This is a genomic window from Arthrobacter sp. ok362 (assembly GCF_900102785.1).
Lineage (GTDB): Bacteria > Actinomycetota > Actinomycetes > Actinomycetales > Micrococcaceae > Arthrobacter.
This window is the reverse complement of sequence record NZ_FNGC01000001.1, coordinates 290,735-317,219: the sequence shown is the minus strand read 5'-3', so window position 1 is coordinate 317,219 and position 26,485 is coordinate 290,735. Positions and strand designations below refer to the sequence as shown.

The 26,485-nt window shown below is 67.0% G+C and carries 27 protein-coding genes and 2 riboswitches; of the genes, 10 read left to right on the top strand and 17 right to left on the bottom strand.

All coding sequences use genetic code 11. The annotated features are described in order from the left end of the window. Window positions 1–23: 23 nt before the first annotated feature. Window positions 24–989, bottom strand: a complete 966-nt coding sequence (locus BLQ10_RS01340) for a DMT family transporter (protein ID WP_091557416.1) — start codon at window positions 987–989, stop codon at window positions 24–26. Between the two features lie 33 nt (window positions 990–1,022). Here BLQ10_RS01340 and BLQ10_RS01335 point away from each other — a divergent pair, with 33 nt between their 5' ends. Further along, window positions 1,023–1,259, top strand: a complete 237-nt coding sequence (locus BLQ10_RS01335) for an RNA-binding S4 domain-containing protein (protein WP_091557413.1) — start codon at window positions 1,023–1,025, stop codon at window positions 1,257–1,259. A 36-nt stretch (window positions 1,260–1,295) separates the two neighbouring features. Here the strand turns inward: BLQ10_RS01335 and BLQ10_RS01330 are convergent, their stop codons facing one another. Then, window positions 1,296–1,952 carry an alpha/beta hydrolase gene (locus tag BLQ10_RS01330; RefSeq protein ID WP_091557411.1) on the bottom strand — a complete coding sequence of 219 codons (657 nt, stop codon included), beginning with the start codon at window positions 1,950–1,952 and terminating at the stop codon, window positions 1,296–1,298. A 94-nt stretch (window positions 1,953–2,046) separates the two neighbouring features. On the opposite strand from BLQ10_RS01330, the gene BLQ10_RS01325 reads away from it, so the two are divergent. Together BLQ10_RS01325 and BLQ10_RS01320 are read left to right on the top strand one after the other, a co-directional pair. After that, complete coding sequence (locus tag BLQ10_RS01325) at window positions 2,047–2,898, top strand: SGNH/GDSL hydrolase family protein (RefSeq protein WP_091557933.1); 852 nt, start codon at window positions 2,047–2,049, stop codon at window positions 2,896–2,898. Between the two features lie 113 nt (window positions 2,899–3,011). Next, entirely contained in the window at window positions 3,012–3,542 is a 531-nt protein-coding gene (locus BLQ10_RS01320; RefSeq protein WP_254785358.1) for a hypothetical protein, read from the top strand. On the opposite strand, the gene BLQ10_RS01315 is transcribed toward BLQ10_RS01320, so the two are convergent. The 3 genes from BLQ10_RS01315 to mmsB form a co-directional block, all read right to left on the bottom strand. Next, window positions 3,539–4,105, bottom strand: a complete 567-nt coding sequence (locus tag BLQ10_RS01315) for an isochorismatase family protein (RefSeq protein WP_091557405.1) — start codon at window positions 4,103–4,105, stop codon at window positions 3,539–3,541. The two genes, BLQ10_RS01320 and BLQ10_RS01315, sit on opposite strands and share 4 nt — an antisense overlap. Before the next feature lie 68 nt (window positions 4,106–4,173). Then, window positions 4,174–5,658, bottom strand: a complete 1,485-nt coding sequence (locus BLQ10_RS01310; RefSeq protein ID WP_091557402.1) for a CoA-acylating methylmalonate-semialdehyde dehydrogenase — start codon at window positions 5,656–5,658, stop codon at window positions 4,174–4,176. Window positions 5,659–5,717: 59 nt separating this feature from the next. Further along, the gene (mmsB, locus tag BLQ10_RS01305) at window positions 5,718–6,620 is read right to left on the bottom strand and encodes a 3-hydroxyisobutyrate dehydrogenase (RefSeq protein ID WP_091557400.1); all 903 of its coding nucleotides are present in this window, start codon (window positions 6,618–6,620) and stop codon (window positions 5,718–5,720) included. 203 nt (window positions 6,621–6,823) lie between these two features. On the opposite strand from mmsB, the gene BLQ10_RS01300 reads away from it, so the two are divergent. Then, on the top strand, window positions 6,824–7,723 hold the full coding sequence (locus tag BLQ10_RS01300) for a LysR family transcriptional regulator (RefSeq protein ID WP_091557931.1): 900 nt from the start codon (window positions 6,824–6,826) through the stop codon (window positions 7,721–7,723). 120 nt (window positions 7,724–7,843) lie between these two features. On the opposite strand, the gene BLQ10_RS01295 is transcribed toward BLQ10_RS01300, so the two are convergent. The 3 genes from BLQ10_RS01295 to BLQ10_RS01285 form a co-directional block, all read right to left on the bottom strand. Beyond that, the gene (locus tag BLQ10_RS01295) at window positions 7,844–9,223 is read right to left on the bottom strand and encodes an MFS transporter (protein WP_091557397.1); all 1,380 of its coding nucleotides are present in this window, start codon (window positions 9,221–9,223) and stop codon (window positions 7,844–7,846) included. A 166-nt stretch (window positions 9,224–9,389) separates the two neighbouring features. Beyond that, window positions 9,390–10,529, bottom strand: coding sequence for a homoserine O-acetyltransferase MetX (locus BLQ10_RS01290; RefSeq protein ID WP_091557395.1), 1,140 nt, complete (start codon window positions 10,527–10,529; stop codon window positions 9,390–9,392). An 11-nt stretch (window positions 10,530–10,540) separates the two neighbouring features. Continuing rightward, window positions 10,541–10,656, bottom strand: a riboswitch (SAM riboswitch). 153 nt (window positions 10,657–10,809) lie between these two features. After that, window positions 10,810–12,126 (bottom strand): bifunctional o-acetylhomoserine/o-acetylserine sulfhydrylase, encoded by a 1,317-nt coding sequence (locus BLQ10_RS01285; protein WP_091557393.1) that lies wholly within the window; start codon window positions 12,124–12,126, stop codon window positions 10,810–10,812. 61 nt (window positions 12,127–12,187) lie between these two features. Next, window positions 12,188–12,303: riboswitch (SAM riboswitch) on the bottom strand. Between the two features lie 170 nt (window positions 12,304–12,473). Between BLQ10_RS01285 and BLQ10_RS01280 the strand changes: the two genes are divergently transcribed. Then, on the top strand, window positions 12,474–13,112 hold the full coding sequence (locus BLQ10_RS01280) for a VOC family protein (protein ID WP_091557391.1): 639 nt from the start codon (window positions 12,474–12,476) through the stop codon (window positions 13,110–13,112). A gap of 110 nt (window positions 13,113–13,222) precedes the next feature. On the opposite strand, the gene BLQ10_RS01275 is transcribed toward BLQ10_RS01280, so the two are convergent. Next, on the bottom strand, window positions 13,223–13,990 hold the full coding sequence (locus BLQ10_RS01275; protein WP_091557388.1) for a CPBP family intramembrane glutamic endopeptidase: 768 nt from the start codon (window positions 13,988–13,990) through the stop codon (window positions 13,223–13,225). 100 nt (window positions 13,991–14,090) lie between these two features. Here BLQ10_RS01275 and BLQ10_RS01270 point away from each other — a divergent pair, with 100 nt between their 5' ends. Further along, a complete protein-coding gene (locus BLQ10_RS01270; protein ID WP_254785342.1) occupies window positions 14,091–14,771 on the top strand; it encodes a histidine phosphatase family protein in 681 nt (226 codons plus the stop codon). A 5-nt stretch (window positions 14,772–14,776) separates the two neighbouring features. On the opposite strand, the gene BLQ10_RS01265 is transcribed toward BLQ10_RS01270, so the two are convergent. Together BLQ10_RS01265 and BLQ10_RS01260 are read right to left on the bottom strand one after the other, a co-directional pair. Continuing rightward, window positions 14,777–16,021: an amidohydrolase family protein gene (locus BLQ10_RS01265; RefSeq protein ID WP_091557382.1), complete on the bottom strand. Its 1,245-nt coding sequence runs from the start codon at window positions 16,019–16,021 to the stop codon at window positions 14,777–14,779. Between the two features lie 11 nt (window positions 16,022–16,032). After that, a complete protein-coding gene (locus tag BLQ10_RS01260; RefSeq protein WP_091557379.1) occupies window positions 16,033–17,151 on the bottom strand; it encodes an NAD(P)/FAD-dependent oxidoreductase in 1,119 nt (372 codons plus the stop codon). A 149-nt stretch (window positions 17,152–17,300) separates the two neighbouring features. Here BLQ10_RS01260 and BLQ10_RS01255 point away from each other — a divergent pair, with 149 nt between their 5' ends. From BLQ10_RS01255 to BLQ10_RS01245, 3 genes are read left to right on the top strand one after another with little or no spacing between them, the layout of a single operon-like run. Next, window positions 17,301–17,684, top strand: coding sequence for a hypothetical protein (locus BLQ10_RS01255; RefSeq protein ID WP_139164157.1), 384 nt, complete (start codon window positions 17,301–17,303; stop codon window positions 17,682–17,684). Window positions 17,685–17,703: 19 nt separating this feature from the next. After that, window positions 17,704–18,273 carry a hypothetical protein gene (locus BLQ10_RS01250; protein ID WP_091557374.1) on the top strand — a complete coding sequence of 190 codons (570 nt, stop codon included), beginning with the start codon at window positions 17,704–17,706 and terminating at the stop codon, window positions 18,271–18,273. Beyond that, complete coding sequence (locus BLQ10_RS01245) at window positions 18,183–18,521, top strand: tautomerase family protein (RefSeq protein WP_368086488.1); 339 nt, start codon at window positions 18,183–18,185, stop codon at window positions 18,519–18,521. The genes BLQ10_RS01250 and BLQ10_RS01245 overlap by 91 nt, the downstream gene beginning before the upstream one ends. A gap of 13 nt (window positions 18,522–18,534) precedes the next feature. Here the strand turns inward: BLQ10_RS01245 and BLQ10_RS01240 are convergent, their stop codons facing one another. The 3 genes from BLQ10_RS01240 to tdh form a co-directional block, all read right to left on the bottom strand. Continuing rightward, window positions 18,535–18,945: a hypothetical protein gene (locus BLQ10_RS01240; RefSeq protein ID WP_091557367.1), complete on the bottom strand. Its 411-nt coding sequence runs from the start codon at window positions 18,943–18,945 to the stop codon at window positions 18,535–18,537. A 710-nt stretch (window positions 18,946–19,655) separates the two neighbouring features. After that, on the bottom strand, window positions 19,656–20,867 hold the full coding sequence (locus tag BLQ10_RS01235; protein WP_091557364.1) for a glycine C-acetyltransferase: 1,212 nt from the start codon (window positions 20,865–20,867) through the stop codon (window positions 19,656–19,658). Window positions 20,868–20,953: 86 nt separating this feature from the next. Further along, on the bottom strand, window positions 20,954–22,000 hold the full coding sequence (tdh, locus tag BLQ10_RS01230; RefSeq protein WP_091557362.1) for an L-threonine 3-dehydrogenase: 1,047 nt from the start codon (window positions 21,998–22,000) through the stop codon (window positions 20,954–20,956). A gap of 168 nt (window positions 22,001–22,168) precedes the next feature. Between tdh and BLQ10_RS01225 the strand changes: the two genes are divergently transcribed. Continuing rightward, the gene (locus tag BLQ10_RS01225; protein WP_091557928.1) at window positions 22,169–23,077 is read left to right on the top strand and encodes a LysR family transcriptional regulator; all 909 of its coding nucleotides are present in this window, start codon (window positions 22,169–22,171) and stop codon (window positions 23,075–23,077) included. Between the two features lie 3 nt (window positions 23,078–23,080). On the opposite strand, the gene gatB is transcribed toward BLQ10_RS01225, so the two are convergent. Genes gatB through gatC form a run of 3 tightly spaced genes read right to left on the bottom strand, consistent with a single transcriptional unit; the run spans window position 23,081 to window position 26,464 of the window. Then, window positions 23,081–24,586 carry an Asp-tRNA(Asn)/Glu-tRNA(Gln) amidotransferase subunit GatB gene (gene gatB / locus BLQ10_RS01220; protein ID WP_091557359.1) on the bottom strand — a complete coding sequence of 502 codons (1,506 nt, stop codon included), beginning with the start codon at window positions 24,584–24,586 and terminating at the stop codon, window positions 23,081–23,083. Continuing rightward, the gene (gene gatA / locus BLQ10_RS01215) at window positions 24,586–26,163 is read right to left on the bottom strand and encodes an Asp-tRNA(Asn)/Glu-tRNA(Gln) amidotransferase subunit GatA (RefSeq protein ID WP_091557356.1); all 1,578 of its coding nucleotides are present in this window, start codon (window positions 26,161–26,163) and stop codon (window positions 24,586–24,588) included. The genes gatB and gatA overlap by 1 nt, the downstream gene beginning before the upstream one ends. Before the next feature lie 4 nt (window positions 26,164–26,167). Beyond that, window positions 26,168–26,464, bottom strand: coding sequence for an Asp-tRNA(Asn)/Glu-tRNA(Gln) amidotransferase subunit GatC (gatC, locus tag BLQ10_RS01210; protein WP_091557354.1), 297 nt, complete (start codon window positions 26,462–26,464; stop codon window positions 26,168–26,170). Window positions 26,465–26,485 lie beyond the last annotated feature (21 nt).

Genomic DNA, 26,485 nt, shown 5'->3' with positions numbered 1-26,485 from the left:
CAAACTCCAAGCCTACCGGGCCGCTACCGCTTCAGCGCGCCGCGGGGCCAGGGCAGGGTGGCCAGGATGATGGCGCAGAGCGTCAGCACGGTGCCGAGGACTGTTGGGAGCGCGATCACCGTTCCGGGCACCGGCAATATCAGGTCCAGTCCGAGGGACCCCAGCAGCTGTCCGGCGATCATCCCGAGGCCGGTGACCAGCACGCCCAGGCTGCGGACCAGGAGGGCGCCGATGCCTATGAAGATGCAGCCGAGCGGGCCGCCAAGGTAATACCACCACTGCGCCGGCAGGGGGTTGCCGGTGCCGGCCACGGCGAGTTTGATCAGCCAGGCCGCCCACAGCAGGGCGCCTCCGGCGATGAAGTTCACGAGCGTCGCGGCGATCGGGGTGCCGTAGTGCACGGTGGCGGTGCCGTTCATGGCCTGTTGGAAACTCATCAGGAACCCTGCCAGGAGCGGAAGCAGCACGGGTACAAGCAGCTGCAGCCCGGATTCCCCGGCGCTGAACCTGGGCGACACCGCCCAGGCGACGGCGGCGACGGTGAGCACACTGCCGAGCACCCGGATGCCGGTAATGGGTCTCTTCCCCGCCGGACCGATCCCCATCCGGTCCACCAGCAGGCCGCTGAGGGTCTGCCCCGTCACGGCGGCCACCGTAAAGAGAGCGACACCGAGCAGTCCCACGGTGAAGGACTGGGCGAAGACGAAGAAGGCCCCGATGCAGCCGGCCATCACGTAAAAGGGCGGAAACTGCCGTTCGCGCACGGCCGGAAGGATCCGTGCCAGCCCGGCCCGGCCTTTGGGCAGTGCCAGCGAAATGGCCGTCATCACCACCAGTCCGGTGCTGAAGCTGACGACGGCGGCCCCGATTCCGTCGCCCAGCACCACCCCGAGTGCGCCGTTGATGCGGCCCTGGACCGGGATGAACAGTCCCGTCGCGACGGCCATGGGCAGGCCCACGATCAGCGGGAGCCGGGGCTTGTGGGTCATTGGTGCCACCTTTGGTCAGGCATTATTGCTTGTATGAGCAATCCGGAAATCGAAGACATCACCATCCGCGACAGCATGATCCGGCTGGGCCAGCTGCTGAAGCTCGCGAATCTGGTGGAGGACGGCGTGGAGGCCGCAGAACTGATCAAGAACGGGCTGGTTAAGGTCAACGGCCAAATCGACGAGCGCCGCGGCCGCCAGCTTCACGACGGCGACACCGTCACCGTGAACGCCCGGACCGTGCGGATCAGCGCGCCCGCCGCCTCCTAGCTGCCCGCCCGGGCGCGCCTACTTCTACTGGGGCGCCTACTTCTTGGAGTTGAGCACGGCGTGGGTTAGGAACTCCGAGACGTGGCCGACTTCCTGCTGGTTGATGCCGTGCCACATGCCCGTGTAAAGGACCTTGGTGAGCCTGACGTGCTTGCGGACCCAGCCAATGGTGTAGTCAATCTTGTCCGCGGTAATCACCGGGTCCTGCTGGTCCCGGCCCCAGAACAGCGGCACGGTGCCGTCCAGTTCGCCGTCGCGGAAGCTGGGGTCATCGCCGGCGTCGACGACAAACCCCGACAGGCCGACGACGGCGGCAAAGTCCGAGGGACGCTGCCGCAGCAACGTGGTGGCCATGGCCATGCCCATCGAGAACCCCAGCAGCGTCACCGACGGGTGATTGGCCTTGACGCCGTCGAGCCAGTCCTGCACATACCCCGAAGCCGCCTTGACGGCGTCGAGCGAATAGTCGATGGAGGCTGTCAGCGGGAACCATGTGAAGCCGGGGCCGGTGACAAGGGGTGCCCGTACCGAGGCCACCGCGAAGTCCTCGGGAAGCATGTCCGCCAGGCTGAGCAGGTCCTGCTCGTTTGCGCCGTAGCCGTGCAACAGGACCAGGAGCGGCTTGCCGGCGCGGTCCTCCTCGGGCTTGGACCACAGGACAACGGGGGCGGGAAAGGCTTCGGCTTGCGTCATGGAACCATTCTTACAGTTACTCGGCGGTAACAACTTACGGTGGCGTAGCTTTGCAGGAACAGTGCAGGATATGAAGGTGGGCGATACCGAAGCCATGGAGAATTCAGCGGACACCGTCGTAACCCACCCGTGGACCCGCTATGTGGCCATGGGCGACTCCTTCACGGAAGGCATCGGCGACCCGGAACCGGCCAGCCCGGGCGGCCACCGGGGCTGGGCAGACCGGGTCGCCGAGGAACTCAGCCGCGGGCATAACGACTTCGCGTACGCTAATCTGGCCGTCCGGGGCCGGCTCCTGCAGCAGATCGTGGACCAGCAGATGGCGCATTGCCTGTCCCTCAAACCGGACCTCATCACGCTCTCCGCCGGCGGCAACGACCTCATCCGCCCGGGCGGTGACCCGGACGTGCTGGCCGAAAAGCTGGACTCGGTGGTGCAGATCCTGAGCCTCGGCGGCGCGACCGTGGTCCTGTTCAACGGCCCGGACACCGGTTCCACGGTGCTGGGCCGGATCCGCAGCAAGGTGGCCATCTACAACGAGAACCTGCGCACGATCGCCGCGCGCCACGACGCCGTGATCGCGGACATGTGGTCCCTGCGCCAGCTCAATGACCCACAGATGTGGAATGCTGACCGGCTGCACTTCTCACCGCTGGGGCACCACACGATCGCGGCCATGGTGCTGGACTCGCTGAACGTCCAGCACACCCTCCAGCCCCTCTCCCCCAAGCCGCTGCCACAGCGCAGTTGGCGCGAAGCGCGCAGCGGCGACCTGGTGTGGGCCAAGGAGTATTTTGTCCCCTGGGTGGTGCGGCGGCTGCGGCACCGCTCCTCGGGCGACGGCGTGACGGCCAAGCGGCCCCTGGCCGGCCCGGTGTTCGGTCCCGGCGTTCCGCTCGGCTCCGGCGAAGGCCCACCCGGCGCCGAGGACGCCGTACGATCCTGAGGCTGCGGTCCTGAGCCTGCGGGGCATAAGCTGGAGGAACACTTCTCCGGCCCTACAGATGAGCCCGCAGACGAGAAGGCCCAGCAGCTGAAAGGCCCCGTACCGTGAGCAGTATGTTCTTCTGGATCATCGTGTTGTCGTTCCTGGTTCCCGTGGCAATGCGCCTCTACCGCCGGTCCGTCCGCGGCCGGAACCAGGGCACGCCGGGACAGTTGGGCCAGTTCCCTGGCACCCAGAGCAACCAGCCGCGGGATGGCTACACACAGCAGGACTACTTTGGCGGCTTCGGCCAGCTGGGCGCTCCCAAGCAGTCAGGACCGGCCAACGAGCCGTACCCCAACCCGCCGTACCCCAACCCGCCGTACCCCAACCAGCAGTACCCCGGTCAGCAGTACCCGGGTCCGGCCGGCTACCAGTCCCCTGTTCCCTACGGGGACAGCCCGGAGTACCTGAACAACCCGCCGCAGCGGAACGAGCCGGCGCCGCCAGCAGGACAGCCGCAGGCACCGCAAACTCCCCAGGCGCCGTCGGCCCCGCAGGGCTACCGGGCCCGCAAGCTCGCCGAACTCGACCAGCAGTACAGCGACGGCAAGCTGTCCATGGAGGACTACATGGCCCAGCGCGCTGAAATCATGAAGGGCTAGGAACCTGCAGGGTCAGCGAAGTCGACGTCGGCCGCGTTGACCGTTCCCGCCGTCCGTCCCGGGGCCTTGTGGTACCGCCAGTACAGATTGGTGTGGGCCACCACCAGCTCCGGTGGCGGCGCGCCAAAGTCGGTCAGGTCCTCGGTGGTGTGGGCGTCGGCAACCAGCATGACATCGTAGCCGCGGGTGATCGCGCCGTGGAGGGTGGAGCGAATGCACTCGTCGGTCTGCGCGCCGGCCAGGAAGAAGCGGCCGATGCCGCGGTCGGCCAGCACGGACTCCAGGCCGGTCGCCTCGAAGGCGTCGCTGTACTCCTTGGCCACGAGCGGCTCCGAATCGCGCCGCGCGAGCTCCGGCACATACTGCCAGGCTTCGCTGCCGCGCGGGAGTTCCTCGCCGTTGTGCTGCACCCAGACGACGTCCACTCCGGCACCGCGCGCCCTGTCCACGAGGGTGGCGATGGTCGCGACGACGTCGTCGCGGCGGTAGGCCTCCGCGACGACGCCGACCTGCATATCGACGACGAGCAATGCCGTGTTGGGGCGGTTGATGAGCGTGGTCATGGTGCCTCCCGGATCGTGGCTGTCCCTGCCTGCCTACTCTAAGCCCGGAGCCGGATGGCAACGAGGGGTCAGTCCACCTGGGGGAAGCCGAGGTCGATCACCGAGGTGGACGGGTCCGGCCAGCGGGTGGTGACAACCTTGCCGCGGGTGTAGAAACGGATGCTTTCCGGGCCGTACATGTGGGTGTCGCCGAAGAGCGAATTCTTCCAGCCGCCGAACGAGAAGGTGCCCACCGGCACCGGGATGGGCACGTTGACGCCCACCATGCCGGCCTCGACGTCGAACTCGAACTGCCGGGCGGCGCCGCCGTCGCGGGTGAAGATGGCCACGCCGTTGCCGAACTCGTTGTCGTTGACCAGCTTCACGGCGTCGGCGTACGTCTCGACGCGGACCACTGAGAGGACGGGGCCGAAGATCTCGTCGTCGTAGACCTTCATGCCGGGCTTGACGTGGTCGATCAGGCTGACGCCGAGGAAGAAGCCGTTGGAGTCGAACTCCTGGTCGCGACCGTCCACCACCACAGTGGCGCCTTCATCGGCCGCGCCGGCGACGTAGGAGGCCACGTTGTCGCGGTGCGCGGCCGTGATGAGCGGGCCCATCTGGGAGGCCGGGTCCGTGCCCGGGCCGATCGTAAGCGTGGCCATCCGGGTGCTGATTGCCTCCACGAGTTCGTCGGCGATGTTGCCGACGGCGACCAGGACGCTGACTGCCATGCAGCGCTCCCCGGCGGAGCCGTAGGCACCCGAGACGGCGGCGTCGGCCGCCATGTTGAGGTCCGCGTCCGGCAGGACCACCATGTGGTTCTTCGCACCTCCCAGGGCCTGGACGCGCTTGCCGTGGTCCGCGGCGCGCTTGTAGACGGACTGGGCGATCGGCGTCGAGCCGACAAAGCTCACGGCCTTCACCGCAGGGTGCTCCAGGAGGACATCGACGGCTTCTTTGTCGCCGTGGACCACGTTGAGGACACCCGCGGGCAGGCCGGCCTCGGCAAAGACCTGCGCGATGAAGATGGCGGAGGACGGGTCTTTTTCGCTGGGCTTGAGCAGCACGGTATTGCCGCAGGCCAAGGCGCTGCCGATCATCCACAGCGGCACCATGGCGGGGAAGTTGAACGGCGTGATGCAGGCGACCACACCGACCGGCTGGCGCACCGAGTGGACGTCGACGCCGCCGGAGACCTGCTCGGACCGCTCGCCTTTGAGCATGTGGGACAGGCCGGTGGCGAATTCGATGTTCTCCAGGCCGCGGGTGATCTCGCCTTCGGCGTCGGAGAGAACCTTGCCGTGTTCGCTGGTCAGGAGGGCTGCCAGTTCGGGCCGGCGCTGCATGAGCAGTTCACGGACCTTGAAGAAGATGGTGGTGCGCTTGGCCAGGCTGGTGGCGCGCCAGCCGGGGAGGGCAGCACGGGCGGCCTCGATCGCCTCCTCGACGCGGGCGGCGGAAGCCAGGGCAACCTCTTTCTCCTGCTCGCCGGTGGCGGGGTTGAAGACGGGTCCGAAGCGATCGGCGTCGGAAATCAGGGCGCCGTTGATGAAGTGCGGAATGCGTTCCATGGGGTGGATCTCTTTCTGGAGGTGGTGCGAAGTTGGTTGGCGGTGCCTAGCTGGGGTGCCTAGTTGGCGGTGTCGAGCGAGCCGTCTACGAGCTTGACGATCGCGGAGCAGTCCGTGCCGGACTGGCCGGAGTCGATGAGCCGCTGGAAGAGCTGCTGGACGTGTTCGCCGATCTCCAGCGGGGTGCCGGTGTCGCGGGCGGCGCTGATGGCCAGGCCAATGTCCTTGTTCGCCAGCTCCGTGGTGAAGGTCGGGGCGAAGTCGTGGTTGGAGGCCGCGGTGGGGACGACGCCGGCCACCGGGTACCAGGTGCGCAGCGCCCAGCTGTCGCCGGAGGAGACCGACGCGATGTCCCAGAACACCTGCTTGTCCAGGCCGAGGCGGTCGGCGAGGACTGCGCCCTCGGCGGTGGAGGCGAGGTTGATGAAGAGCATAAGGTTGTTGCAGATCTTCGCGGCCTGGCCGGTGGTGGCACCGCCGGTGGGGATGATGTTCGCTGCCATGGGGCGGATGTATTCGGTGGCCTCGGCAACGGCGCCGGCCTCGCCGCCGATCATGAACGTCAGGGTGGCGGCCTTTGCGCCGCTCATGCCGCCCGAGACGGGCGCATCGACGAAGCGGAAGCCGGCGGCAGCGGCGGCGTCGTGCAGGGCCTGGGCGGAGGCGATATCGATCGTGGAGGAATCCACCAGCAGGGTGCGGGTGTCCGCGTGGGCCAGCACGCCGTCCTCGCCCAGGTACACGGCGCGGGCGTGCTCGCCCTTGGGGAGCATGGTGAAGACGACGTCGGCGCCGGCAACCGCCTCGGCGATGCTGCCGGCCGCCTTGACTCCCCCGGCCTCGGCGGCGGCAACGGCTGCGGTGTTGAGATCGAAGCCGCGGACCTCATGTCCGGCGTTTGAGAGGTTGACGGACATGGACCCGCCCATGTTTCCGAGTCCGATCCAGGCGATGACTGCCATGGCTTAAGCTCCTTTGCTTGATGTGCTGCCGGGCGCTTCGACCTGTTAGCCGAAACCCCGGCATCCCTGTGTCCACCATCACACCCCTGCTAGAGTGCAATCAAGGGAAAAAATCACAGATGCCATGTGCACAGATGCACACCGGTGGCGCTGGCTCCGTATCCGTTGACGACACACTCGCTGAAGAAGGGACAAAAGTGGACTTGCGCCGGCTTCCAAGCCCCGATGACCTGCTGATCCTGCTGACCGTGGCACGGCTGGGCCGGTTCAACGCGGTGGCGGAGACGCTCGGCACGACCCACACCACCATTTCCCGCCGCGTCCTGGCCCTGGACAAGCAGCTCGGCGGCAGGACCCTGGAACGCAGTCCGCACGGCTGGGAGCTGACCGAACTCGGCAGCCAGGCCGTCGCGGCCGCGGAGGCCATCGAGGGCACTCTTGGTGCCTTGTCCAGCAGCATTGCCCGCTCAGGCGACGTGGTCTCCGGCCTTGTCCGGATCAGCACCCCGGACGGCTTCGGCGCCGAATTCCTGGCCCCGGCGCTCGTGCGGCTGCAGCGGGCGAATCCGCAGCTCTTCGTCGAACTGCTCAGCGCCACACGCAAGGTGAGCCAAAACCGCTCCGGCGTGGACTTGGAAGTGGTGGTGGGCAACATGGACACCGCAAACCCCCAGGCCATCTTCCTGAGCAACTATTTCCTCAGGCTGTACGCCAGTCCCGGATATGCGCAGGAGCACGGGCTTCCGGCAACGCTCGATGACGTCCGGCAGCACGGCTTCGTCTCCTACGTGGAGTCGGCGCTCCAGGTGGCCGAGCTGGGCCACCGCTCCACGCAGCTGCCGGTGCCGCGGTCCAGCTTCCAGGCCACCAGCGTCTTCGCCCAGCTGGAGGCCGTCCGGCGGGGCGCCGGGATAGGCCTGCTCCCCAACTTCCTTGTGGCGGGCCGGTCCGGCTTCCTGCCCGTCCTGCCGGACGACTTCCAGCGCCAGCTGCCCATCTGGGCAGTGGCCCGGCCCGAGTCGCTGCGTTCGGCCCCCGTCCGTGCCGTGCTGGAGGCAATCCGCGGCGAAATTCGGGAGCGCCAGGACGTGTTGTCCGCCTGAGCCCAACTTATTGCCGCACGCCGCACTAACGCAGGCTGCGCGGGATTAACGCAGACTGCCCGGGTCTGCGCAGTGCGCGGACCCGGGCAGTCTGCCCCACAATGTGTTTCCTCGGACGGATTACCGCTGGCCGGCGGCGAGGAGGTCCGCGGTGCCCTGGGCGTCGGCGGCGTCGACGTCGTGAAGCGAAATGCCGCGGGTCTCCTTGAGGAAGAACACAGCGACGGCGGTGATCGCACAGGCGATCAGGAGGTAGATGGCTACCGGGACGGAGGACTTGTACTGGCTCAGCAGCGCGACGGCGATGATCGGCGCGAGCGAACCGGCCACGATCGAGGTCACCTGGTAACCGAGGGAAACGCCCGAGTACCGCATGCGGGTCGGGAACATTTCCGCCATGATGGCCGGCTGACCGGCGTACATCAGGGCGTGGAAGAGCAGGCCGATGATGACCGCGGCGAGGATGATCAGGTCGTTTCCGGTGTCCATCATCGGGAATGCGAAGAAGCCCCAGGTTGCACCAAGGACGGCTCCTGCCATGTAGACGGGCTTGCGGCCCAGCCTGTCCGAGAGCCTGCCGACCATCGGCACGACGGCGAAGTGGACCACGTGCGCCACGAGCAGGAGCAGCAGGATCCGAGCAGTGTCGGCATGGACCACCGTCTTGAGGTAGGTGATGGAGAACGTGACGACGAGGTAGTAGAGGATGTTCTCCGCGAAGCGCAGGCCCATGGCGGTGAACACGCCGCGGGGGTAGCGGCGGAAGACCTCGGCAACGCCATAGCCCTTGTGGCCGGCCTCAACCTCTTTGCGTGCTTCCAGGAAGATCGGGGCGTCACTGACCTTGGTGCGGATGTAGTAGCCAATGAGCACGATTACGGCCGAGAGCCAGAAGGCGACCCGCCAGCCCCAGCTGAGGAAGTCCGCGGAGGACAGGACGGAGGAGAGGATGAACAGCACGGCGGTTGCGAAGAGGTTGCCCAGCGGAACGGCAGACTGCGGCCAGCTGGCCCAGAAACCGCGGGACTTGCTGGGGCTGTGCTCTGCGACGAGCAGGACGGCGCCGCCCCATTCACCGCCGACGGCGAAGCCCTGGGCGAAGCGCAGGAAGACCAGCAACGCAGGGGCCCAATAGCCGATCTGCGCAAAGGTGGGAAGGCAACCCATCAGGAAGGTGGCAACGCCCACCAGGATAATGCTCACCTGCAGCAGCTGCTTTCGACCGAACTTGTCGCCGAAGTGGCCGAAGACGATCCCGCCGATCGGGCGCGCGACGAAGCCGACGGCGTATGTGAGGAACGCCGCGAGGATGCCGTCCAGTTCGGTCTGCGAATTCGGGAAGAATGCCTTCCCAAAGACCAGCGTGGCCGCTGATGCATAGAGGAAGAATTCGTACCATTCCACCACGGTGCCGGCCATGGAGGCCGCCACCACCTTCTTCAGGCCGGACGTTTTGACGTCAGTTTCTTCTGCGCGCCTTGCGGCGTTTTCCGTACTCATCGTGACTCCTTCGGCGTCTCCATCGACACCCTGTGGACCATTGGGCTGAGGACGCCTGTGATTTCGGGCACAGGGCGTCATTCCCCACGAGTATGGACGCTCCCGCCCCGGGCATCAACGACCATTAGTGCAGAGCGCATCTGCAAAAATGCACAAACGGTTGTGCTTAGTGGCCGAAGAAGGTCTCCCGCAGCTGGCCGCTGAGCTGGCCGATTTCGGTCAGGAAGCCGTCGTGGCCGATCGGCGCTTCAATGATGTGCAGTTCCGGGCCGCCCGGCAGGGCCTCGGCCAGTTGACGGGACTGGGCCGGGAAATACAGGCGGTCCGAGTCCACGGCCGCCACCAGGAACTCGGCGGTGGCCGGGGCCAGGGCCTCCCCGAGGCTTCCGCGGCCCCGGCAGACATCGTGGCTCATGAGGGCTTCGGTAATGGCGATGTAGCTGTTCGCGTCGAAGCGCCGGACCAGCTTGCTGCCCTGGTGGTCCAGGTAGCTTTCCACCTGGTAGCGCCCGCGTCCGGCCAGCGATCCGGCTTCCATGGGCGCCTCGGACTCCTGGGCGTTGCGGCCAAACCGGCCGTCCAGTTCGGCCGCGGAGCGATAGGTGATGTGCGCGATGCGGCGGGCGAGGGCGAGCCCTGCTTCGGGTTCCGGGCCGCCGTAGTAATTTCCGCCGTTGAAGTGGGGGTCCTGGCGGATGGCCAGGGTCTGGGCCTGGGCGAAAGCAATCTGTTCGGCTGTGCTGCTGGCGCCGACGGAAATTACGGCGCAACGCCGGACCCGGGCGGGGAACGTGACGGCCCATTCGAGGGCGCGCGCGCCGCCGAGGGATCCGCCCAGCACGGCGTACCAGCTGCCGATGCCCAGGGCGTCGGCCAGCCGCGCCTCGGCGGCGGCGGTGTCCCGCAGGGTGACGAGCGGGAACCGCGATCCCCAGGGGCGCCCATCGGGGGCCGGCGTGGAGGGTCCCGTGGAACCGTGGCAGCCGCCCAGGATGTTGATTGAAACAACGAAGTACTTGTCCGTGTCCACGGGAGCCCCGGGGCCGGCGAGCTGTTCCCACCACCCGGGCTCCTCGCTGTCACCGCGGGTCACGTGCGTATCGCCGGTCAGGGCGTGTTCTATGAGGACGGCGTTGGAGGCGTCAGCGTTCAGGGTCCCCCACGTCTCGTAGGCCAGGACCACATCCGGCAGAGGAATCCCTGATTCGAGCTGCAGGTCACCGATCCTGACGTACTGGACGGTCCCGTCCGGGTTGCGGGATGGCTTGGTTTCGGGAACACCCGTGCGGGTGACGGCAATCGTCATGTGAGGACCTAACTTCGCGCTTGCCTGCCGTCAGCTGACCGGCAGGCCAGGTCTTCACCCGGGGCACCCCGCCGCAAAAGGAGGGTTGCCGGCCAGCAAGCCGGGGCTGTCACTGGCACTCATGACCTGGTACGAGTCTACGAAACAGGGTGCGGAAATCACGAAGATTGTGACTTCCATGTGACAGCCCGGCGTTCAGCACACCGAGACCGCCGGAAACCGACGAGTTCGCCCGAGCTTTACGGCGACCTCGACGGTTTCCGGCGAATTCGGCGCGTCCTTAGGCGCCCTTGGCCGCACGGAATCCGGCGTCGAGGTCCGCGAGGATGTCGTCGATGTGCTCCAAGCCCACGGAAAGCCGCACCAGCCCGGGATTCACTCCCGCGATCGTCTGCTGTTCGGGCGAGAGCTGGCTGTGGGTGGTCGAGGCCGGGTGGATCACCAGGGAACGGACATCGCCGATGTTCGCCACGTGCGAGTGCAGTTCGAGGGCATCGACGAACCGCTTGCCGGCTTCGGCTCCCCCGGCGATGTTGAACGCCACGACGGCGCCGGTCCCCTTGGGCCCGTACTTGCGGCCGCGCTCGTACCAGGGGCTGGACGGCAGCCCGGCATAGGCGACCGATTCGACGTCGTCCCTTGCCTCCAACCACTGGGCCACCTTGGTGGCGTTGGCCACGTGGCGCTCAACGCGCAGGCTCAGCGTTTCGATGCCCTGGGCGATGAGGAACGCGTTGAACGGGGACACGGCGGAGCCGAGGTCGCGCAGGAGCTGGACGCGGGCCTTGAGGATGTAGGAAAGGTTCGCGCCCAGCGCGCCGTCCGCACCGAGGTCGCGGGCATAGACCAGGCCGTTGTACGTGGGGTCTGGGGTGTTGAAGCCGGGGAACCGCTCCGGGTCCCTTCCGAAGTCGAAGTTGCCGGAGTCCACGATCACGCCGGCGATCGCGGCGCCGTGGCCGCCGAGGTACTTGGTGGCGGAGTGGACAACGATGTCCGCACCCCACTCGATCGGCCGGATCAGGTACGGGGTGGAGAGCGTGTTGTCGACGATCAGCGGGACCCCGGCCTCGTGCGCCACGCCGGAGATGCCTTCGATGTCCAGCACGTCCTGGCGGGGGTTGGAGACCACTTCGCCGAAGAACAGCTTGGTGTTGGGCCGGACTGCGTCGCGCCACTGCTCCAGGTTGTCCGGGTCCTCCACGAAGGTCACGGAGATGCCGAACTTCTTCAACGTGTGGGCGAGCAGGTTGTAGGTTCCGCCGTAGAGGCTGGGGCTGGCCACCACGTGGTCCCCGGCCTCGGCGATGTTCAGGACCGCGAACGTCTCCGCGGCCTGGCCGGAGCTCAGCAGCAGGGCCGCGAGGCCGCCTTCAAGACTGGCGACGCGCTGTTCGACGGCGTCCTGGGTGGGGTTGCCGATCCGGGTGTAGATGGGGGCGAGTTCGGCGAGGGCGAAGCGGTCCGCGGCGCTTTCGGCGCTGGGGAACACGAACGACGTCGTCTGGTAGATCGGAAGGGAACGCGCGCCGGTGGCGCTGTCCGGCTCCTGGCCGGCGTGGATCTGGCGGGTTTCGAAGGACCAGGCGTTGGACATTGATGCTCCTCAAAGAACTGGGCACAGCACCGTCCATGGCTTTCGCCCCGGACCGGCACAGGCGCCGCGCTTGCCCTCCGGCGGGCGCCGGACGGCCAGGTCTTCACCCGGGGCACCCCACCGCGATACGAGGGTTGCCGGCCAGCAAGCCGGGGCTGTGCGCTGGCACTCATGACCTTGCATCAGTGTAGGAATGGCGACGGAGCCCTGGATAGCTTTGTGACGAAGATGAAGACAGTTGCCGTGGCGGCGCCTTCCGGGACGCCGCTTCGGTAGCCCCGGGACATCCCATGACGGTTAGGGGAACCTAAGCTGAGAGGTCCATCACAAAGTGCCAAGATGATGGCATGCGCATGGATCACGTCTCTTACGCCTGTGAACACGATGGCTTGGCAGCCACCACTGAACGTATTGCGTCTGCCCTCGGCGTCGAAGCCGTGAAGGGTGGAGTGCACCCCCGTTTCGGGACACGCAACATGATTATCCCGCTCGCGGGACACAAGTACCTGGAAGTCGTGGAGGTCCTGAACCACCCGGCGTCGGATAAGGCCCCGTTCGGCCAGGCAGTCCGGGCGCGCTCCGAAGCGGGCGGCGGCTGGATGGGCTGGTGCGTCGAGGTTGACGATCTCGCCCCGTTCGAGGAGCGGCTCGGCCGCGCGGCCGTGAACGGCAACCGGAAGTTTCCCGACGGCCGCGAACTGGTCTGGAAGCAGATCGGCATCCTGGGGCTCATCGCCGACCCCCAGGTGCCCTACATGCTCAAGTGGGAGGGCGACCCGGAGCTGCACCCGTCCAACGCCTACGCCAGTGAAGTCAAGATGTCCGCACTGACCATTGCCGGTTCGGCAGCGCGCGTGACCGAGTGGCTGGGCGAGCAGGTTGAAAAGCCGCTGGAAGACGTCGCCGTGAACTGGATCGCGCCGCACGGTACTCCCGGCATCCTCTCTGTCACCTTCGAGACCGCCTCCGGAGCGGTCACGATCTAACGCTCCACCTGCCCCACGCTTCGGCCGCCATCTCTTAGGTGCCAACGATGTCACCTAGGAGATGGCGGCCGAGATCATTTAAGGCCGGCCCCGATACTCAGCCCTGGTACTCAGCCCAAGCCCACGGCCTTGCCAAACAGGCTGAACCCCACGAACGCCACGGTGTCCAGGATGGCGTGGGCGATCACAAGCGGCATCACGCGTTTGGTCCGCGTGTAGACCAGCGCGAAGATGACGCCCATTATCGCGTTGCCGATGAACGGCCCGAACCCCTGGTACAGGTGGTAGCTGCCGCGGAGCAGGGCACTGGCGGCGATTGCCGCCGGCACGCTCCAGCCCAGTTTCCCGAGCCGGTCCAGCAGATAGCCCACCACAATCACTTCCTCCACGATCCCGTGCCGGATCGCGGACAGGACCAGCACCGGCACGGTCCACCAGTACGCGTCCAGGGCGCTGGGGATGATCGCCGTCGTGATCCCCAGCGCCCGGCCGGCGGCGTAGAGCCCGAGCGACGGAATGCCAATGAGCGCGGCGAGCCCCAGCCCCTGCAGAAGGTCCTTGCCGGGCCGGGCGAAGTCGAAGCCGATCCTGCGGAACGCGGAGGTTCCGCGCTGTCCGACTGGCCAGTGTTCGGTGAGGAAGTAGATCACGAGAGCCACCGGGACCAGGGCGAAGATGATGTCCAGCATCTGGTAGGTGAGGTCGAAGTATTCGCGCGGGCTCTGCGAACGGTTTAGCGTGGACGTCCCCTGGGCCAGCGGCGCCGTGGTCATCTTGTCCAGCAGCTGCACCAGGGAGTAGACCGCGGACTGCCCCAGCGACAACCCCAGGACAATCAACATTTCGAACCGCAGCCGACGGCGGGAGGGAACCAACATGTTTCTATCTTGCCTGCAGTTGCCGATAGTTTGCTGGTGCCCACGTGGTGCCGGCCGCGCCGGCACCACCGGCTTTTTGGGAGCCCTATGCTTGGGGATTATGAGTGCGCCCCGGAAAATCATCATGATCCGGCACGGACAGTCTGCCGCCAATGCCGATACCTCGATCTACAACCGTGTTCCGGACTACCGGATCCCGTTGACGCCGCTGGGCCTGGAGCAGGCCGCGGCGGCCGGGGAGGAGGTCCGGCGCGAGCTGGACGGCCGTCCGGTGTGCGTCTACGTCTCCCCGTACCTGCGCGCCTACCAGACCCTTGAGGCGCTCAACCTTGGCCCTCTCGTGGAACGGGTGATCGAGGAACCGCGCCTGCGTGAACAGGACTGGGCCAACTTTCAGATTGCCGGCGACATTGAGGACCAGAAGGAGCTCCGCAACGCCTACGGGCACTTCTTCTACCGCTTCCGCGAGGGCGAGTCCGGTTCCGATGTGTACGACAGGATTTCCTCCTTCATGGAGACCCTGCACCGGCACTGGTCCAAGCCGAACTACGCCCCGAACGCGCTGTTCGTGACGCACGGACTGACCATGCGGCTGTTCTGCATGCGCTGGTTCCACTGGTCGGTGGAATATTTCGAGTCCTTGAACAACCCCGAAAACGCCGAAGTCCGCACCCTGCTGCGCACGGCGCGCGACAAGTACGAGCTCGACAAGCCGTTCACGCAGTGGGAGAAGAGGCGCGTGGACGAGACCGTCCTCGACGCTCCGCCCATGATTTTCTAACCGGGCTAGCGGACCGCCTGGGCTGCGCCGACCCCCTGCGCTACGCCAGCCCGCCACACCGCGTGCGTCAAGGGGATGCCGGGCCGGTAGGCCAGGTGCGTGGCGGAAGGCGCGTTGAGCAGGTGCAGGTCGGCGCGGTGTCCGACGGCGATCGAGCCAACCGCGCGTTCGCCGTCGACGTCGTTCCCGGACTCCCGCCCCAGGGCCAGGGCGCCGCCGTAAGTCGCGGCGCGCACCGCCTCATGGACGCTGAGCCGCATCTGCAGCACGGCGGTGGTGACGCAGAACGCCATGGAGCTCGTGTAGGACGTGCCGGGGTTGCAGTTGGACGCCAGCGCCAGTTGCACGCCGGTGTCGAGCAGTTCCCGTCCGGGGGCCAGCGGCTGCCGGGTGGAAAGATCGCACGCCGGAAGGCAGGTGGCAACCGTGCCCCGCGTGCCGCTGCCCCGCTGTCCAGTGCCGGCGTCCCAGCCGGACCAGCTGGCCGCGAGGGCGTCGATATCCGCGACCGACAGGTAGTTCACGTGGTCCACGCTCGCGGCGCCGAATTCCACGGCCAGCCGGACGCCGGGTCCCTCACCGAGCTGGTTGCCGTGGACGCGCAGCCCCAGCCCGGCGTCCTTGCAGGCCTGCAGCACGCGGCGGGACTGGTCCTCGTTGAAGGCGCCCTGCTCGCAAAAGACGTCGGCCCAGCGGACGTAGGGCAGCACGGCTGCGAGCATCGGCCCGCAGACCAGCTCCGTGTATTCCTCCGCGTCCATCCCGGCGGGGACGAGGTGCGCCCCCAGGTAGGTCACCTCGTCCGCGACGGTGGAGGCGATGCGGGCGCTGCGGGCCTCGTTCTCGAGGTCCAGTCCGTAGCCGGTTTTGGTCTCGAGGTAGGTGGTGCCCTGCGAGACGGCCTCCGCGACGCGGCCCATTGCCAGCCGGGTGAGGTCGAAGTCGCTCGTGCTCCGGGTGGCGCCGGTGGTGACGGCGATCCCGCCGGCGCTGTAGCTCTCCCCCGCCATCCGGGCCTCGAACTCGGCCGTGCGGTCCCCCGCGAAGATCAGGTGCGTGTGCGAATCGACCCAGCCCGGCAGGAGCGCCCGGCCCCCGGCGTCCACGGCCTCGTCGGCCGCCGGGGCATCGGCCGCGGGACCGAGCCAGGAAATCCGTTCCCCCTCGATCACCACCGCCGCGTCGCGGAGGACGCGGTGTTCCGCGTCCTGGGTCATCAGTTCGGCGATATTGGTGATGAGGGTGCTCATGGATCCATTCTTCAGCGCCGGATGGACCAGCGGGTCGCGGCCAGCGCCTCCGCTGTCCGGGATGCCGGACTGGCCTCCGTGGGCGGGGTTGCGGCGGCACCCTGACCGGCCAGGATCAGCCCGGCGGCCAGTTCCGCGATGCCGGACGACGTCTGGAACCCGTAGCCGCCCTGCCCGGCGAGCCAGAAGAAACCGGTGGCCTCGGCGTCGAATCCCACCACCGGGACGCCGTCGGCGGCTTCCGTCCGGAGCCCGGTCCAGGCCTGGCTGACGCCGCGGATTCCGAGCGTCGTGACCGTGTTGATCCGGGCGACGAGCCGTTCGATGTCGCCGGGGTGGGGCCGGGCGTCCTCGGGGCCGCTGGGCACGTGTTCCGCGGGCGAGATCAGGACCTGACCGTCGTCGGGCCGGAAGTAGAAACTGTCATCGGCCGCGGCCACCATCGGGCAGGTCGCCGGGAGGGGATTCTCGACGTCGACGATCGCCGCGGTGCGCCGGTACGGCTGGAGGCCGAGCTTCTCGACGCCGCTGAGGACGGCGAGCTCGTCCGCCCACGCGCCGGCCGCATTGACCACGACGGCGGCTTCGAAGCCTTCCTGTCCGGCGCCGAGTTCCCAGCCGGTGCCGAGGCGCTGGGCCGAGTGGACCCTTGCCCCGGTGATGATGTCCACGCCGCCGGCTTCGGCCCGCCGTCGGTGGTCCTCGAGCAGCACGGGGGCCTTGCAGGCGAAGGACCCGGTGTCCAGGCCCGCGGCGCTGAAGGATTCCGGGAGCAGGACCGGGCAGAGTTCAAGAGCCTCGGCGTGGGTGATGCGCTGCATGCGGCCGCTGGCTTCCGCCCGGACGGTGGCGTCGTCGCCGATCAGCATGAAGCTGCGCGGCGTGAGCACCGGTTCCGGACGTTCGGCGTCCCGGGCGGCGATGAGGTCCAGCGTCCGGACGGTGAGTTCCTGGACCACGGGCGGGCCGTAGCTGGGGATCAGTTGCCGGGCCGAGCGGGCAGAGGTGTGGTACGCCAGGGTCTGTTCGGCTTCGACCAGGGCCACGCTGCATTGCCCGGCCAGGGCGGAGGCAAGGGACAGGCCGGCGATACCGCCGCCGACAATTACGACATCGTAATGAGCTGACATGGTCCCATCCTTGCAGATTGTCCGGATCAGGTGACCCACGTCCCGGTATCCGGCATTTGCCGCATCGGCTGCAGCCTGAACGTTTTCTAGCCTCCGGGGTGTGGACGGGTTAGGGTGGCCGCAGTAGTCGACTATCGGATTGGGGACCAATGAAGCTCTGGCGTTCGATGATGAAGCTGCCGCAACCGGTGAAGGGTTGCCTGGACGCTTACATGATTGTTTTTGCGGTGGTCTTCCTCTCCGTGCCGGCCACCGCTTTCTCCGGACCAGGCCACTCGAACCCGGTGATGCCCTGGGGCATGGGGGCCATTGGACTCACAGCTGTGGTGCTCGGGTTGGTCCTGGCTTTCGATCTCCGCGATTCAGCACGCGCCTATGCGTCGTTGCTCAAGGACTACAAGCCCATGGGCGTGGACTACTCCAAGTCGTTCTTCGCCAACCCGAACTTCGTCCGGATCTTTGGGGCCATGTTTGCCTTCGTCGGAATCATGTTCATGGTGGGTGCGACGATCATCGGTTCCCGGATGGCATGACGTCTGCGAGGAGAAGTAGATGACCGAAAACTCCGGGGACCGCTGGAAGGAATTGCTTCGGCGCGCCCCTCGATGGCTGATCGTGGTCGTGGTCGCAATAGGGTGGGCTGCCATTCAGCTGGGCATGCGACTTCTCAGGGGCAAGGAGGTTGTGGTGGAGGATGTCGCGTTAACCGGCGCCTTCGGTCTGGCCATCGGATTCTTCGTGCTGTGGGCAGGTCGACGCGCCCAAGCGAAGGAGGGGATGCTCCATCCTGGGTCGCCCACCGCAACGAACATCAAGAAGGCCATCTCCACCGGGCAGCTGCCGGCACAGGCATCCGCCGAACAGTGGGAGACCGAGCTGATCTGGATCCTCATCCAGGAGCGGCACATGGTGTGGGTGACGCCCCTGGTGTGCGGCCTGCTCACCGCGCTTGGGGTTTTCCTGATGTTCGACAGCCCTGAGCATCCCTGGTTTGGGTTGGTCTGCACCGTAGCGTTCCTGGGCCTGACTATCTGGTTTCCGATCTGGGGGCGGCGGCGCCGGGTGCGGATTCAGGAACTCATGGCCCAGTTCCCAGACAACGCGTCGCAGGTTCACAACTGACTGGGCTGCGTCGCTGTTGGGGTGGATCATGCCAGACTCGGCAGATGCCAATCATCCAGGTTCATAACGCGTCCCCGTCGTCCAAGGAAAAGAAGCGTGAGCTGCTCGCGGGCCTGACAGCCACGTATGCCCAGGTCATGGGCATACGGCCGGACACTATCCGCGTCGTCCTTCACGAAGTTCCACGCGAGAACTGGTCCGTCGGTGGGATCACGTTGGCGGACTCCGGTCAGAACGAATCGGTGTAGGCCAACTCCCGGTTCATTTAGGCTCCGGGGTGCCGGCAATGACGTCAAGGATCCTTCGGAGTGACGTCGGCCGGGCGGCCACCTCAATGTCTTCTTTGTCGGTGGTGAGCCGGATGGCCTGGAATCCCTGATGCGTGATGTATTTGTGATCCTTCTGACCGATCTTCCTGGGCTCGGTGATCACTGCCGCCAAACCGCTGAAGGTGGTGGGCCGCCCGGAAGGCTCGAGCGTGTCATAGACGGCCGGCTGAAACTTCATGCCCTCGGTCCCGTCGAAGGTGACGACGCCCATGTTCCAGATACCGCTGAGGGATCCGGGACGCGAATCCGGGTAGCGGACGTAGACCAGGATCCCGCCCTGGGCGTCGAGTTTGGCCGCAGCCTTGCCTTCCCGGCGTGCTTGGAAGAACCACAAGAGTGCCATTTAGAGCGCCCACATCACCGCGCTGGAAAGCGCCTTATCCAGCGGGTGTCCCCAGCTGACAAGGAGCGCTATGCCCGCTCCCCACGCAACTGCGAGGACCACTAGCGTCACCATTTTTCGGTGACCAGCTACCCACTTTTTCGCGCCGCTCATTGTCGGGGATCCGAGGCGGCACCGAGTGCGCTTGCGACATGGCCCGCTGCCGTCATCGCCCCTTTCGGCGCCGCAGCCAGAGCAATACGCATCGCAGCCCCAGACCTGTAAGTGAATGATGACGCTCACTTTACGGCCGGCTTTTATCCGCTGGCTAGGGAAGCATGCTTGTTATTTTCGTGACAAAAGGTCGGGCAATCAATCTCCTCAACCGATTACTGGATGAGGGTGCAGCACCCGCACCAGCATTACTGGCGACGTTGTTGGGTTCCAGGGCGCGGGACACCCCCGGGACATGCCCTTCCCTGGTCCGCCCGACTGGACATGTCCCTCGTTGCGGCGGGCCAGCCCGGGGCATGCCCTTCGTTGGTCGTGACCGTTGGACATAGCGGCAATATGTCCAGTCCTCGTTGCCGGAGCTGGGCATGTCCCGCGGACAAGGCCGTGGAGGAAACCGGGATGAACGAGCAAGGCCGGGTGAGGCCGGGCCCCGTGCTGAAAATGGGGCCCAGCCGGGTTGCGGAGCCGCATGGGCGCCGCAACCCGGTCCCGGCCGGTCAGGCTGCGGCGACCGCCGCGCGGCTGCGGACGAACGCCTGGACGCAAGCCTCGACGTCGTCGGAGCTGTGCGCGGCGGAGAGCTGCACGCGGATCCGGGCGGCACCCTTGGGCACCACCGGGTAGCTGAACGCGGTGACGAAGACACCGTTGTGGAGCATGGCGTCGGCCACCTTGGCCGCCATGACGGCGTCGCCGAACATCACCGGGACAATCGCGTGTTCGCCGGGGAGCAGGTCGAAGCCTTCCTCGCTCATGCGGTTCCGGAAGAGCTCAGCGTTCGCGAAGAGCTTGCCGCGCAGTTCTCCGGAGTTTTCCACGAGGTCCAGGGCCGTGAGCGTGGCCGCGACGATCGCCGGGGCCAGCGAGTTGGAGAACAAGTACGGGCGGGCCTTCTGGCGGAGCATCGCCACGACCTCGCCGCGTCCCGAGACGTAGCCGCCGGACGCGCCGCCGAGAGCCTTGCCGAACGTGCCCGTGTAGATGTCCACGCGGTCCGAGACTCCGGCGTGTTCCGGCGTGCCGGCACCGGTGGCGCCCATGAAGCCCACCGCGTGGGAATCGTCCACCATGACCAGAGCGTCGTATTTTTCGGCGAGGTCGCAGATCGCTTCGAGCGGGGCCAGGAACCCGTCCATCGAGAAGACACCGTCCGTGACGATGATCAAGCGGCGGGCCGGGTTCTCCTGTGTAGTAGCCGCGATCAGTTTAGCCTCAAGGTCCGCCATGTCCTGGTTGGCGTAGCGGAAGCGCTGGGCCTTGCAGAGCCGGATGCCGTCAATGATGGAGGCGTGGTTCAGGGCGTCGGAGATGACGGCGTCTTCCGGGCCGAAGAGGGACTCGAACACGCCGCCGTTGGCGTCGAAGCAGCTGGAGAACAGGATGGTGTCCTCGGTGCCGAGGAACGCCGACACGCGCTGCTCCAGTGCCAGGTGCAGGTCCTGGGTGCCGCAGATGAACCGCACGCTGGCCATGCCGAAGCCGCGCTCGTCCATCGCGGTCTTCGCGGCAGCGATGATGTCCGGGTGGTCCGCGAGGCCCAGGTAGTTGTTGGCGCAGAAGTTCAGCACGTCGGCGCCGGACTCGCCGATCTGCCCGGCCTTGATGCGGTTGGCCTGCGGCGAGTCGATGTGCCGCTCGGTCTTGAACAGTCCGGCGCTGCGGATCTCATCGAGTTCGTGCTGCAGCTGGTCCTTGATGGCTGAATACATGGGTTGGCTCCTCAGCTGGTTGGATGCGGGGGCAAAATGCGGTGTCTGGAAGGGCGGTGTGAAACGGGGCCTGGAAAGTGGCTGGCCTAGAAAACGGTCCAGTCGAGGACCACCTTGCCGCCGACGCCGGCACGGGCCACCTCGAATCCCTTTTCCCAGTCGGTGGCCGGCAACGTGTCAGTGACTACGGCCGAGATGTTCGCGTGCAGGACCGGGTTGGAGGAGAGCATGGCGCTCATCGCGTACCAGGTCTCGAACATTTCGCGGCCGTAGATGCCTTTCATGGTCAGCATGTGCGTGACCACCTTGCCCCAGTCGATGTCGATGGACTGGCTGGGCAGTCCCAGCATTGCGATCCGGCCGCCGTGGTTCATGTTGTCGATCATCTCAGGCAGTGCGGTGGGGTGTCCCGACATTTCCATGCCGATGTCGAAGCCTTCGCGCATGCCGAGCTCGCGCTGGGCGTCCCTGACCCGCATCTTCGAGACGTCGATCGCGAGGTCGACGCCGAGCCTCCGGGCCAGTTCGAGCCGGGGCGCGGAGACGTCGGTGATGGCGATCTTCCGGGCGCCGGCGTGCCGGGCGACGGCGATGGCCATGAGCCCGATGGGCCCGGCCCCGGTGATCAGGACGTCCTCGCCGACCAGCGGGAAGCTTAGGGCGGTGTGCACGGCGTTGCCGAAGGGGTCGAAGATGGCGCCGAGTTCCGGCGTCACGGAGGGGTCCTGGTGGACCCAGACGTTGGTCTCGGGAATCACCACGTACTCGGCGAAGGCGCCGTCGCGCTGGACGCCGACGCTGACGGTGTTGATGCACATCTGCCTGCGGCCGGCACGGCAGTTGCGGCAGATGCCGCAGACGATGTGGCCCTCGCCGGAGACCCGGTCCCCGACCTTGACGTCCAGGACGTCCTCGCCGATCTCGATGACTTCGCCGTAGAACTCGTGGCCGGCGATCAGCGGGGCGTTGATGATGCCCTGCGCCCAGGCGTCCCAGGACTGGATGTGCAGGTCCGTGCCGCAGATGCCAGTGGTCATGACTCGGATCTTGACGTCGCCGGGGCCGGTCTTCGGCTCGGGACGGTCGACGAGCTCGAACCCTGCGTGGGCGCCGGCCTTGTAGAGAGCCTTCATGGGCCTTCCTAACTGTGCTTTTTGGTTTTTTGCTCCGCGCGTTCCATTCCGCCGTGCGGCACGGGCGTGTGGGACAACTCACCCCATTAGACCCACCAGAAAGCATTAGCACAACCGAATTTTTCTCAATCGACGAATTAGGAAATGCTGTTGCATAGAATGGCTGGCATGGAAATCCACCAGCTGGAGATGCTGCGCGAACTCGGAGCCTTGGGCAGCGTCAAGGCCGTCGCCGAAACCCTCCTCGTGACGCCGTCGGCCGTGTCCCAGCAACTGGCCGCGCTGCAGAAGACCGTTGAGGTGCCGCTGACCCGCAAGGAGGGCCGGAACCTCGTTCTCACGGAGGCCGGCCAGGTCCTGGCCGACGCCGGAGCCGCGGTGGTCAGCGCGATGGCGGATGCGAAGATGGCGATCGGCGCCTACCACAGCTCGCCGGTGGCGCCGGTGACGCTTAGCGGTTTCCACAGTGCCGGGCAGGCGTTGTTCGCGCCGCTGGCCCGGCTCCTGGACGGCCCCGGCCAGCCCCGGATCCTGCTCTCCGACGAGGACGTCGCCCAGCAGGACTTCCCGGCCTTGACGGCACGCTACGACCTGGTCCTGGCACACCGGATGGATCACAGCCCGCGCTGGCCCGAGGAACGCGTCGCGGTGATCCCGCTCGCGCACGAGCCGCTGGACGTGGCCCTGCCGGCCGGGCACCGGCTCGCCGGCCAGCGGGCGGTGACGGCCGACGACGTCGTGGGCGAACCGTGGGTGACGAGCCGCGCCGGCTACTCCCCCGCCGACGTGCTTTCCGCCGTCGCAGCGGTCTCCAGCCGTGAGCTGAACATTGTGCACCGCATCAACGACTACTCAACCGTGGCGGCGCTCGTGGCGGCCGGCGGCGTGATCGGCCTGCTGCCGCGCCACACCGCGCGGCCTGTGTTGAACCCTGACATTGTGCTGCGGCCGCTGGAGGGCATCAGCACCCGGCGCCGGATCGACCTCCTGGCCAGGCCGGAGAACCTTAAACGCACATCGGTCATGATGGTCTGCGAAGCACTGCAGACCATCATGACCGATTTAGTGGGCGGCTAGGCGCTAGCCTTCGACGCCGAGACGCTGGAGGATCAGCTCACGGACCCGGCCGGCGTCGGCCTGCCCGCGGGTGGCCTTCATGACGCCGCCGACGATCGCGCCGATCGCCTGGACCTTGCCGCCGCGGATCTTGTCCGCGACGTCCGGCTGCGCGGCCAGGGCCGCGTCGATCGCTTCCAGGAGCGGTGCGTCGTCGGAAACCACGGCGAGGCCGCGCTTCTCGACGATTTCCGCCGGGGTGCCCTCGCCGGCGAGCACGCCGTCCAGGACCTCGGAGGCCATCTTGTTGTTGATTTTGCCGTCCTCCACCATCTTGTTCAGTTCCACGATGGTGGCCGGTTTGACGCCGAGCTGGCCGGGATCGACGTCGGCGTTCTTGGCGCGTCCCACGATCTCGCCCATCCACCACTTGCGGGCCACCGTGGGGGTGGCCCCGGCGGCGATGGTTTCCTCGATCTCGTCCATGACGCCGGCGTTGACGACGTCGCGGAACTCCAGCTCCGAGTAGCCCCAGTCCGCCTGCAGCCGCTTGCGGCGGGCGGCCGGCGGCTCGGGCAGGGTGGCGCGGAGTTCCTCGACCCATTCGCGGGACGCGGTGATCGGGACCAGGTCAGGTTCCGGGAAGTAACGGTAATCATCAGCGTCGGACTTGGCGCGGCCCGACGTCGTGGTCCGGGTGTCCTCGTGCCAGTGGCGGGTTTCCTGGGTGACCGGCTCGCCGGAGTCCAGCACGGCGGCGTGCCGCTGGATCTCGTAGCGGACGGCGTGTTCGACGGCGCGCAGCGAGTTGACGTTCTTGGTTTCCGAGCGGATGCCGAAGCGTTCGCGGCCGTGCGGGCGCAGCGAGACATTGGCGTCGCAACGGACGTTGCCGCGTTCCATCTTGGCGTCGGAGACCCCGAGGTTCTTGACGATTTCGCGGACGGCGGCAACATAGGCCTTGGCGAGTTCGGGAGCGCGGCTGCCGGCGCCCTCGATCGGCTTCGTGACGATCTCGACCAGCGGCACACCGGAGCGGTTGTAGTCCACCAGGGAGTACTCCGCGCCCTGGATGCGGCCGGTGGCGCCGCCCATGTGGGTCAGCTTGCCGGCGTCCTCCTCCATGTGCGCGCGTTCGATCTCGACGCGGAAGATGGTGCCGTCGGAGAGCTCGATGTCCAGGTAGCCGTCGTACGCGATGGGCTCGTCGTACTGGGAGGTCTGGAAGTTCTTTGGGGTGTCCGGGTAGAAGTAGTTCTTCCGGGCGAAGCGGCACTTCTCGGCGATCTTGCAGTTCAGCGCCAGGCCGATCTTGATCGAGGATTCGATCGCGGTTTTGTTGACCACGGGCAGGACGCCGGGCATGCCGAGGTCCACCTCGTTGACGTTGGTGTTCGGCTCGTCGCCGAAGACGTTGGGCGCGGAGGAGAACATCTTGGTCTTGGTGTTGAGCTCCACGTGGACCTCGAAGCCCAGGACGGGATCGTATTTCTCCATCGCCTCTTCGAAGCTGAGGGTTGCGTCAGTCATTAGTGTGAACCTCCGTGGCTCAGGGCCGTGGCAGCGGCAGAAGAATCGGCGGTGGCGGCAGTCAGTGAAGGGGCCTTCTCCAGCAGCGGTCCGCCCCACTGAGCCTCGAGCAGGGATTCCAGGACCGCGCCGACGCGGTACAGCCGGGCGTCCTGGCGGGCCGGGGCCAGCAGCTGGATGCCGACCGGCAGCCCGTCCTCGTCGGCGAGGCCGCCGGGCAGCGAGAGCCCGGGAACACCTGCCATGTTGGCGGGGATGGTGGCGACGTCGTTGAGGTACATCGCCAGCGGGTCGTTGAGCTTCTCGCCGAGCTTGAAGGCCGTGGTGGGCGCCGTCGGGGAGATCAGCACGTCGGCCTGGGCGAACGCGGCGTCGAAGTCGCGCTGGATCAGGGTGCGCACCTTCTGGGCCGAGCCGTAATAGGCGTCGTAGTAGCCGGCGCTCAGGGCGTAGGTACCCAGGATGATGCGGCGTTTGACCTCATCGCCGAAGCCGGCGGCGCGGGTGGCGCCCATGACCCGTTCGATCGTCATCGGTCCCTGTTCGGGCAGGACCCGCAGGCCGTACCGGACGCCGTCGAACTTGGCCAGGTTGGAGGACGCCTCGGAGGGCATGATCAGGTAGTAGGCGCCCAGGGCGTACTTGAAGTTGGGGCAGGAGACCTCGACGATTTCGGCACCGGCGGCCTTGAGCAGCTCAAGGGACTCGTTGAAGCGGTTTTCGACGCCGGCCTGGTAGCCCTCGCCGTGGAGTTCCTTGATGATGCCGATCTTCATGCCCTCGACGTGGCCGGTCCGGGCGGCGGCGACGAGGTCCTCCAGCGGGTCCGGGAGCGAGGTGGAATCGCGCGGGTCGTGGCCGCCGATCACCTGGTGCAGCAGGGCCGAGTCCAGTACGGTGCGGGAGACCGGGCCGATCTGGTCCAGCGAGGAAGCCATGGCGATGGCGCCGTAGCGGGAGACGCCGCCGTAGGTGGGCTTGACGCCGACCGTGCCGGTGACGGCGCCGGGCTGGCGGATGGAGCCGCCGGTGTCCGTGCCGAGGGCCAGCGGGGCCTCGAAGGCCGCGACGGCGGCAGCGGAACCGCCGCCGGAGCCGCCGGGGATGCGGTCCAGGTCCCACGGGTTGCGGGTGGGGCCGTAGGCGGAGTGCTCGGTGGAGGAGCCCATGGCGAATTCGTCGAGGTTGGTCTTGCCCAGGATCGGCATCTTGGCGGCGCGCAGGCGCTCCACGACCGTGGCGTCGTAGGGGCTGTGCCAGCCCTCGAGGATTTTCGAGCCGGCGGTCGTGGGCTGGCCGATGGTGACGATGAGGTCCTTGACCGCGATCGGCACGCCGGCGAGGGCGTGCAGCTCTTCGGCGGCGGCGCCTCCGGCGGCGCGGATCGCGTCCACTTCGGCGGCGACGGCGAGCGCCTCATCCGTGTTGACGTGCAGGAAGGCGTGGACCTTGCCGTCGACGGCGGCGATGCGGTCCAGGTGGGCCTGGGTGACCTCGACGGCGGTGACCTCGCGGGCGGCCAGTTTCTCCGCGAGGGCGGCGGCGGAGAGGCGGATCAGTTCGTTGTTCTCAGTCATGGTCTTAGTCCTCATCCAGGATTGCCGGGACCTTGAAACGGCCTTCGTACGCGTCGGGGGCGCCGTTGAGGGACTGTTCGGCCGTGAACGTGTGGCCCACGACATCCTCGCGGAACACATTGGTCAGCGGAATCGGGTGGGACGTGGCCGGGACGTCATCACCGGCAGCTTCACTGACGGACTTCACTGAATCGACGATGACGGCGAGTTCGCCGGCCATCCTGTCGAGCTCTTCAGCACTCATCTCGATGTGCGCGAGTTGCGCGAGATGCGCGACGTCGTCGCGGTTGATCGCAGCCATGGATCTCCCCTGCAAGTAAAG